This is a genomic window from Streptococcus sp. 27098_8_66 (assembly GCF_041431945.1).
GTDB lineage: Bacteria > Bacillota > Bacilli > Lactobacillales > Streptococcaceae > Streptococcus > Streptococcus dentalis.
The window spans coordinates 20,048-28,921 of sequence record NZ_JAPVYS010000016.1 but is presented as its reverse complement, the minus strand read 5'-3'; the positions used below and the strand labels follow the sequence as shown (position 1 = coordinate 28,921).

The 8,874-nt window shown below is 43.5% G+C and carries 7 protein-coding genes and 1 pseudogene; 1 reads left to right on the top strand and 7 read right to left on the bottom strand.

Going from position 1 to position 8,874, the window contains the following annotated elements:
• A partial coding sequence (locus O3642_RS09490) for an accessory Sec-dependent serine-rich glycoprotein adhesin (protein ID WP_371605851.1) occupies positions 1-902 on the bottom strand: 902 nt, incomplete at its 3' end.
• A 220-nt stretch (positions 903-1,122) separates the two neighbouring features.
• On the opposite strand from O3642_RS09490, the pseudogene O3642_RS09485 reads away from it, so the two are divergent.
• Positions 1,123-1,335: pseudogene (locus O3642_RS09485) on the top strand (IS3 family transposase); the annotation flags it as partial.
• Between the two features lie 32 nt (positions 1,336-1,367).
• On the opposite strand, the gene gltX reads toward O3642_RS09485, so the two are convergent.
• The 6 genes from gltX to O3642_RS09455 all read right to left on the bottom strand — a co-directional run bounded on the left by gltX (position 1,368) and on the right by O3642_RS09455 (position 8,622).
• The gene (gltX, locus tag O3642_RS09480) at positions 1,368-2,825 is read right to left on the bottom strand and encodes a glutamate--tRNA ligase (RefSeq protein WP_371605850.1); all 1,458 of its coding nucleotides are present in this window, start codon (positions 2,823-2,825) and stop codon (positions 1,368-1,370) included.
• A 171-nt stretch (positions 2,826-2,996) separates the two neighbouring features.
• Entirely contained in the window at positions 2,997-3,779 is a 783-nt protein-coding gene (locus O3642_RS09475) for an alpha/beta hydrolase (RefSeq protein ID WP_371605849.1), read from the bottom strand.
• A gap of 70 nt (positions 3,780-3,849) precedes the next feature.
• Positions 3,850-5,511 carry a ribonuclease J gene (locus O3642_RS09470; protein WP_320911125.1) on the bottom strand — a complete coding sequence of 554 codons (1,662 nt, stop codon included), beginning with the start codon at positions 5,509-5,511 and terminating at the stop codon, positions 3,850-3,852.
• 203 nt (positions 5,512-5,714) lie between these two features.
• Positions 5,715-6,257, bottom strand: coding sequence for a hypothetical protein (locus O3642_RS09465; protein WP_049473337.1), 543 nt, complete (start codon positions 6,255-6,257; stop codon positions 5,715-5,717).
• Between the two features lie 737 nt (positions 6,258-6,994).
• Positions 6,995-7,759 carry an ABC transporter ATP-binding protein gene (locus O3642_RS09460; RefSeq protein ID WP_151379422.1) on the bottom strand — a complete coding sequence of 255 codons (765 nt, stop codon included), beginning with the start codon at positions 7,757-7,759 and terminating at the stop codon, positions 6,995-6,997.
• The gene (locus O3642_RS09455; RefSeq protein WP_003008955.1) at positions 7,756-8,622 is read right to left on the bottom strand and encodes an ABC transporter permease; all 867 of its coding nucleotides are present in this window, start codon (positions 8,620-8,622) and stop codon (positions 7,756-7,758) included. The genes O3642_RS09460 and O3642_RS09455 overlap by 4 nt, the downstream gene beginning before the upstream one ends.
• Positions 8,623-8,874 lie beyond the last annotated feature (252 nt).

Below are 8,874 nucleotides of genomic sequence, written 5' to 3'. Positions count from 1 at the left end.
TCTGATTCGCTTGTTGACTCAGATGTCGAAACTGATTCTGATTCGCTTGTTGACTCAGATACTGAAACTGATTCTGATTCGCTTGTTGACTCAGACGCTGAGACTGATTCGGACGTGCTTGTTGACTCAGACGCTGAAACTGATTCTGATTCGCTTGTTGACTCAGATGTTGAAACTGATTCCGATACACTTGTTGACTCAGATGTCGAAACTGATTCCGATTCGCTTGTTGACTCAGATACTGAAACTGAAACCGACTCACTCAAAGATGTAGAAGCCTCTTCCGACTCTGAGGTGCTCACGGATTGGGATTCTGAAACGGACTCTGAGGCGGACTCACTGAGTGAAGTCGATGCTTCTTCTGATTCTGAGGCGCTCATAGATTGGGAGTCAGATACTGAAACCGACTCACTCAAAGATGTAGAAGCCTCTTCCGACTCTGAGGTGCTCACGGATTGGGATTCTGAAACGGACTCTGAGGCGGACTCACTGAGTGAAGTTGATGCTTCTTCTGATTCTGAGGCGCTCATAGATTGGGAGTCAGATACTGAAATCGTCCCAATAACTACGCTATCTGCTTCAGCAAGAGCATCTTTGCCGAGTTCAGATGTTGTTGCCGTTTTAGCATCTGCTTCATCAGCTTGTGCTGCTGTCGTCACTACTGCACCCCCAAGAATCGCACCAGTTGCTAAGATCCCCTTCAACAAAGTCCGACTTGGAGTTGCTGTCGTTTCCTCAGAGACTTCTGCTACAACCAGTTCTTCAACCTGACCACGGACAACTTTAAAGAGGCCCAAATTGGAAGTTGCTGCACGAAGCCAGTTTTTTCCAGATTTGATTAATTTAAATCGAGTCACACGATCGGTTTCACGAAATGACCCATTAGAACGTTTAAAAAACATTTGTTCTCCTTATTATTCAGTTTAACATTAACATTATACATCATTGCACCCTAGTTTTAAAATAATTTAATTTTAAAAATTCGAATTTATTAGTCAATTAGTTTTCATCTTTGATATGATTTATATTGATATTCTTATACTTGATGATTTTTCCATTAAAAAGATAAAATGGAACACCTGCTTGAACTACACTGTAAAAGTTAATTAATATGTCTCATGTAACTGCATGATTAGATCTTTCTTTTGTATTTTGAAAACAGAAATATTTTATGACTATGAAAAGACAGTCTATTACCTTGACCACTTGGTAAAAGCCGTTATGGGCTTTATTGGCTATTACGACAAAAAACAAATTAAGGTCAAGCCAAAAGGACTTAGTCCTGTACAACACAGAACTAAATCCTTTTCTAAAATTATTTGTCTAACTGTTTGAGCCCAGTACATTATTATGGAATTTTCTGATAATTATCTGATTTTTTCCAACATACTTTCAATATGTTGGATTGATTTTTCACGTCCAAGCAAGTAGATGGTATCTGGCAATTCAGGACCATGCATTTCACCTGAAACGGCAATACGGATTGGCATGAAGAGGTTTTTCCCTTTGATACCAGTTTCCTTTTGTACTGCTTTGATTTGTGGGAAGATATTTTCCACCACAAACTCATCGTCTGACATGGCTTCGAGTTTGGCTTTAAAGGCTTCAAGTACAGTCGGCACCGTTTCACCAGCCATGACTTCTCGTTCAGCTTCTGTCAATTCTGGGAAGTCTGAGAAGAAGAGATCCGTCAATGGAACGATTTCGTCAACTGACTTCATTTGTGGTTTGTAGAGTTCCACCAATTTCTCAGCCTTGTCTGTCAAACGTCCTGCTGCTTCAAGGAATGGTTTTGCCATTTCAAAGATAGTCTCAAGATCCGCATTCTTAATGTACTCATTGCTCATCCAGTCCATTTTCTTCTGGTCAAAGGCTGCTGGAGACTTGCTGAGACGGTTTTCATCAAAGAGTTGAATGAGTTCTTCGCGAGAGAAGATTTCGTCTTCCCCACCAGGATTCCAACCAAGCAGAGCGATAAAGTTAAAGACTGCTTCTGGAAGGTAACCTTTCTTACGGTAATCTTCGATAAATTGAAGGGTGTTGGTGTCACGTTTAGACAATTTCTTACCTGTTTCAGAGTTGATAATCAAGGTCATGTGACCGAACTCTGGAGCTTCCCATCCAAGCGCTTCATAAACCATGAGCTGTTTTGGTGTGTTAGCAATGTGGTCGTCTCCACGGATAACGTGAGAGATTTGCATGTCGTGGTCATCGATCACAACGGCAAAGTTATAAGTTGGATAGCCATCTTTCTTTTGGATGACCCAGTCACCACCGATATTGCCACCTTCAAACTCGATATCGCCTTTGACCATATCATGCCATTTGTAGATACCAGACTCATTCACTGCCAAACGAACTGTTGGAATCACACCCGCTGCTTCACGTTCTGCAACATAAGCTGCTTTTTCTTCCTCGCTCATACCAAGGTATTCGTTGATGTAGCGAGGTGTTTCACCTGCTGCTTCTTGGCGTTCACGTTCCGCTGCCAATTCTTCTTCTGTAACGTAAGATTTGTAGGCTTTTCCTTCAGCCAAGAGTTGGTCAATGTATGTTTGATAGAGTTCCAAACGTTCAGACTGGCGGTAATTTTCATGAGTCTCTGGACTTTCATCCCAGTCCATGCCCAACCAACGAAGGTTTTCAAGCTGGGAACGTTCTCCGTCTTCGACATGACGCTTGCGGTCAGTATCTTCGATACGGATAATAAAAGTTCCACCATGGTGGCGTGCATACAAGTAGTTAAACAATGCTGTACGGGCATTTCCGATGTGTAGTAGTCCTGTTGGACTTGGTGCATAACGCACACGAATATCTTTTGCCATATTTCTCTCCTCTTATCTTGTTCGCTATTTCTAGCTCATTTTTCAATCGTTCCTATTATACCACAAAGAGAGCAGGACTGAAATGAATAAGTGACCTTTCTAGTTTTTCTTCCTATATACATGAAAAAAGCCAGAACAAATGCTCTGACTGATATCCAATCTATTTGTATCTTAGCTTAATCTTTCTTCTAATTCAAAGTCGATTGGCAGAGTTTGTAAAAAGTGCTCCAACTCACGTTCCCAGTAGAACCATTCGTGCTTGCCTGGGCTGTGGGTATAGGCGACATCCAAACCTAACTTTTCTAGTTCCTTGACTTCAAAATTATTGGCCTCATAGAGGAAATCCTGCTCCCCACACCAGATCCAGAGTTTGGTCTTCTTATCTGAGAACTTCTTGGAAACAGTCTCTAGCGAATAGGGACTGGTTGTCCAATCCTCAATCTCTCCAAAGATCCCCTTCCAAAAAGCTGGTTGTTCCAAGTCATTGTTTTCAAAGTCCCGATCGTGGAAACTCAGAGCACCGGAAAAACTAGCCACATGGGAGAAACGATTTGTCTTGAGAGCCAAGAGCATTGATCCATAGCCGCCCATGGATAGACCCGCAATAAAGGTCTTCTCCCGTTTCTTGGTCATATTAGGGAAGAAGCGAGAAAGAGTCTCTGGCAATTCCTCCGCAATGGCCGTGTAGTAGTTGTAGCCATACTGGGTATCTGTGTAAAAGCCATTATTGGTATTTGGTAGGACCACGATCAGATTGGTATTGCGCAAAATGCGCTCCACATTAGTCCGCTTCAACCAGGAGTGGTGGTTGCCATTCATCCCGTGTAAGAGATAAAGGACTGGAATATCCGTATCCGCTGGATCTTCCACGCGCGATGCATCGGGATAAAGGACGGACACGCCCCACTCCATCTTCAAGGCTTCTGAATAATACTCAATCTGCATAACTGCCATTTGCTTCCCTCTTTCTACTGTTAAAAACACTCGGCAAGCCTCGGGCCGCCAAGCGTTTCCATTTCTTCTATTATTTCACTTCCATCACGACTGGTAAGATAGCTGGACGACGTTTGGTTTGTTCAAATAAGAACTTAGACAAGTTGTCGCGTACCAAACCTTTTAACTCACCCCAGTCAAAGCTGTCTTGTGTCAAATAGTCTTCAACGCTTTGGTTGACCAATTCGCAACTTTCACGAAGAATATCCCGACTCTTCTTGACATAGACAAAACCACGGGTGTGCACGCGCGCTTTGGAAATAATCTTCTTCTCTTTGCGATTCACCGTGATCGCCACGATAAAGATCCCGTCTTCTGACAAGACCTTGCGGTCACGAAGGACAATATTGCCCACATCACCAATGGCATTCCCATCGATCATGACATCTCCAGCTGAGACGCTACCGGCAGGGACGAAGTCCCCCTTTTCGTACTCCATCACAGTTCCGCGTTTTGGAATAAAGATATTTTCAGGCAAGATACCAACTTCCATCGCTACCCGCGCATGGGCATCCAATTCGCGGTATTCCCCTTGGATCGGGAAGAGGTATTTAGGACGAAGAAGGTTGATCATCAACTGCAAGTCCCGTGCGTTTCCGTGACCAGATACGCGCAAGCTTGACGTGATCAATTTGACAATGCCACCTGCTTGGTAGATCATGTTTTCCACACGAGCCACCACAGCTTCTTTAGCAATAGATGGCGTTGTGACAATATAGACCAAGTCCCCATCTTTGATTTCCACATAGCGGTGACGGCCAATAGACATCTTGCGCAAACCGTTGATTGGCTCACCCATCCGGCCTGTTTCCAAGATGATCAATTCATGATCCTCGAAACGGCTCATTTCTTTGGGCTTGATCAAGAGTTTTTCGTTGGCAAGAGACAATTTGTTCAAGCGAATAGCTGTGCGGACGATGTTTTCCACATCAAACCCTGTCAAGACCACTCGACGGCCAGTCTCAGCCGCAGCATCAAAGACCTGCTGGATCCGAGAGAGGTTGCTGGCTACCGCCGCTACGATGACACGACCATCCCAGTCTGCGATCGTATCTAAGATGGCATCGCCTACTTCTTGCTCACTGGCAACTTGAATATTACTATCCGCATTAGCCGAATCACTTAAAAGAGCAAGCACACCTTCACGTCCAATCTCAGCTAGGCGAGCAAAGTCTGTCGCGTATGACTCGCTGGCAGTTTGGTCAAATTTAAAGTCTCCTGTATAGACGATATTGCCCTCAGGAGTGCCAATCACAATCCCGATACTTTCAGGGATGGAGTGGGTTGTTTGGAAGAAAGAGACGACGGCATCCCCAAAATCAATCTCAGAATTCTGATCGATGACATGGAAGTCGTTGAATTTCTTCACACTGTCATTGCTTTTTACAAAGAGTTTAGCCAACTCAATGGTCAACTCGGTTCCGAATACAGGGACTTTCGCTTCCGCCAAAAGATATGGCAAGGCCCCAATGGCATCCGCATGACCATGGGTCAAGAAAACACCCGCAATGCGGTCCTTGTTTTCAAATAGATAATCCATGTTGGGGATAACGACATCCACTCCAAGTTGCTCATTTTCTGGATACTTCAAACCTGCATCCAAGACAAAAATCGAATCGTTCACTTCGGCAACGTAGAGATTTTTCCCATTTTCTCGAACACCGCCAAGAGTGACTAATTTAATACTACTCACTGTTGTCTCCTTTAGTGTGATTATTTTAATACTTACGGTCCTTGGTCGCCCAAGTCGAATTACAGTTTTGCAAATACTTGCATATCCACTCTATTATACAATTTTTTTCTCTTTTTTTCAAAAAGCTTTCCACAGCAAAAAAGTCCTCTCATCTATTTCAGATGAGAGGACTTCTAGGCGCCTATTTTTAGGGGGAAAAGACCCTAAAGATGGTAATCTCCCCGTTTATTTTCAATGATCCGCATAGCTGCCTTGATCACATGAAACTTGCCTAACAATTCCTCTAGTCGCTTACTATTTCGCTCGCTCAATTGGCCGTTCTTGACCGCTTGGGACAGGCGATAAAAATCATCCAAGTCCTCCCCAATGTTTTCAAACAGCTCTTTGGCTTCCTTGAGTCGGTAGCGATTGACTAGGTGGTTCACATCTTTTTTGAAGGAAGCGACATTGTTTTCGTGAATGTCCGTATAGGCTTCCTCTTCTTCCTTAGATTCTTGGTAATTAACCGCCTTAAAGCAAGTGATGAACTCCCGGCTTTTGATATTGCAGACAAAGATGACGCCATCACTGGCTACATAGGCTTCTGTGTTGGCGGGTTGAACCACATTACTATCATAAGGAGAGAGGGAGGAGAGGTGTTGGTTGATCCACTTATTCAAGTGCTGATCATCTACGCCAAAGCGCTCAAAAGCTCTTTGCCGAAAATGGTCCCGACAACTATATTCTTGCGCATACGACAATCCCATACTCTCACCTCCTCCTGAGTATCTTATAAAAATGGCCTCCAGTCTTACGGGACTAGAGGCCTGGTCTGCTTCACTGACTTGGTGCAATTAACCTTTTGGCTAACAAAACAATGTTTATGATGTTGATTTCATTTAATAGTATTTGTGTAAAATACCAGAGGTTTTCTTTGCTATCCTAAATCCAAATGATTAGTTTTCGACTGGACGCATTGAAGTTTGAAAACCTTTACAAAAAGCTTCTACCTACTATTTCCACGTTTTCTTATGTCTCCGGACAAACTAAGCAGGTTTGCCCGACCGTCCAACCGATCCGACACACACGACATGACTGCTCTTTTACGATAAGAGCATGAACAGATATCAGCAAAACAGGCCTAAAACGAAGTAACCTAAATTTTAACTCGATAAGGCATTGGTATCAATCCCTTCTTCATCTTTCTAACTATATTATACTCAGCTACCTAAGTAATTGCAAGCGATTTCAGCTGAAACTAGTTCCTATTTTATGCGGTTTTATAAATGATTTAAGGAAAAGAGGCTGGGACAAAAGTCCTAGCCTCTCAATTATTTTTGGATTGTCGAGCAAGACGCAGTGGTTGAGTGGGCTCTACTACGCTGATTTCACCAGCTTTTACAGCCCTACTCAACTGTGCGGAGGTGGGACGACGAAGCGCCATAAACAATATTGCTTCTGTCCTACTCCCTATTTTCACTTTGCATTTTACGGGCTTTGTATCTTAGTCTTTCTCAAACAATTGATAATAGTCTGCGATGGTCATTTGGGCTTTTTCTTCTTGATTGAGGTCTTGGACGATGTGTCCGTCTTTCATGACAATCAAACGATTTCCATATTTCAAAGCATCTTCCATATGGTGGGTGATCATAAGAGCTGTGAGGGCATCTTGTTTCACAAACTCATCCGTTAAGGTCATGAGCGCCTGACTGGTTTTTGGATCCAAGGCAGCAGTGTGTTCATCTAAAAGCAAGAGTTCTGGACGTTTCAGTGTCGCCATCAACAGGCTCAAGGCTTGTCGTTGCCCCCCTGATAGAAACTCAACGGCTGTGTCGATATGATGTTCCAAACCATTGCCGATCTTAGCAAGGACTGTTTGAAACTCTTCTTTATAGCTGGCTAAGTGACGCGGAATCAAGCCACGTTTTTCTCCGCGAAACTTCGCTACCAAGAGGTTTTCCGCAACCGTCATGCGAGGCGCTGTCCCCATTTTAGGATCTTGAAAGACCCGCGATAGGTACTTGGCTCTCTTTTCAGGAGAATAGTTGGTTACATCTTCCCCCAAAATATAAATCTTCCCACTGCTCACCGGAAGCGTCCCAGCAATGGTATTAAAGAGGGTTGATTTTCCGGCTCCATTGCCCCCCAAAATCGTGATAAAATCATGCTCTCGAATTTCCAAGGAGACATCATCCAGAATGACTTTTTCTTCGTTCATCCCATTGCTCACGGCTTTGGTTACATTTTTTAATTCTACAATTGCTGTCATTTACTGAGTTTCGCTCCTTTCATAATTTTTCCCTTAAAGGTTGGAATCATCAAGCAGATAGCTAAGATCAAAGCACTGAAGATTCGAATATAGCTGGTATTGATGCCAAGCGCAATCACGGCCCAAATCAAAAATTGGTAGGCGATCGATCCGATCGCAATACTGAGCAAGCGCTCTGTCAAAGTGACATTTGAAAAGAGCACCTCTCCAATAATGAGGCTGGCAAGCCCAATAACAATGACACCAATCCCACGTGAAGCATCCGCATAGCCTTCTTGCTGGGCCATCAGTGCACCAGAAAGAGCAATAATCCCATTTGAAATGACCAAGCCCATCAATTCCATCCGGTCGGTGTTGATCCCAAAGCTCTTGGCCATATCTGGATTGTCCCCTGTCGCAATATAGGCTTGACCCAAGCGTGTATCCAAGAAGAAGATCAAACCAAGGATCACAAGCGTTACGAAAATCAAGCCAATCAGAATCTCATTGAACCCACTGGCAAAAGGAAGAAATTCCTGAATTTTTTTATAGCCCAGAAGTCCCAAATTAGCCCGCTGCATGACAAAGAGAATGACCGAGTTACAAGATGTCATCACGAGGATCCCTGACAAGAGTGTCGGGATTCTCCCTTTTGTGTAGAGAAGGCCCGTCGCAAGTCCCGCCAAGCACCCTGCTCCAATAGCAGCCAGCGTTGCAAGGAGTGGATTGACCCCTTTGGTAATCAAGGTCACCGCCACCGCTCCTCCAAGCGGGAAGGACCCTTCTGTCGTCATATCTGGAAAATCTAGAATTCGGAACGTCATAAAGATTCCTAACCCTAAAATGGCCCAAATCAAACCTTGTGAAACAATTGAATTAATCATAGTTTCTCCCTTCGATAATAGTAGTTTAATTGTATCATAAATATGGAAGAGAACCTATAGGAAATTCACAATATTTCTTGGATCACCAGCTTTTTAAAAATAAAACGGAACCCTCCTGATTATATGGAGCAGGAGGGTTCTATAAGCTTTTATAATTATGCAAAAAAGAAACCTGTGTTTGTTTCACAAGTCTGGTCTTACTAGGGTAACTGACGACAATAAGGGTGTGAAGTACTACCACTCCAAACCCTA

Excerpts from the sequence above, each read along its gene's own strand:
- gltX (WP_371605850.1), bottom strand. The coding sequence starts at position 2,825 with ATGGCAAAAGATATTCGTGTGCGTTATGCACCAAGTCCAACAGGACTA.
- O3642_RS09475 (WP_371605849.1), bottom strand. The coding sequence starts at position 3,779 with ATGGCAGTTATGCAGATTGAGTATTATTCAGAAGCCTTGAAGATGGAG.
- O3642_RS09465 (WP_049473337.1), bottom strand. The coding sequence starts at position 6,257 with ATGGGATTGTCGTATGCGCAAGAATATAGTTGTCGGGACCATTTTCGG.
- O3642_RS09460 (WP_151379422.1), bottom strand. The coding sequence starts at position 7,759 with ATGACAGCAATTGTAGAATTAAAAAATGTAACCAAAGCCGTGAGCAAT.
- O3642_RS09455 (WP_003008955.1), bottom strand. The coding sequence starts at position 8,622 with ATGATTAATTCAATTGTTTCACAAGGTTTGATTTGGGCCATTTTAGGG.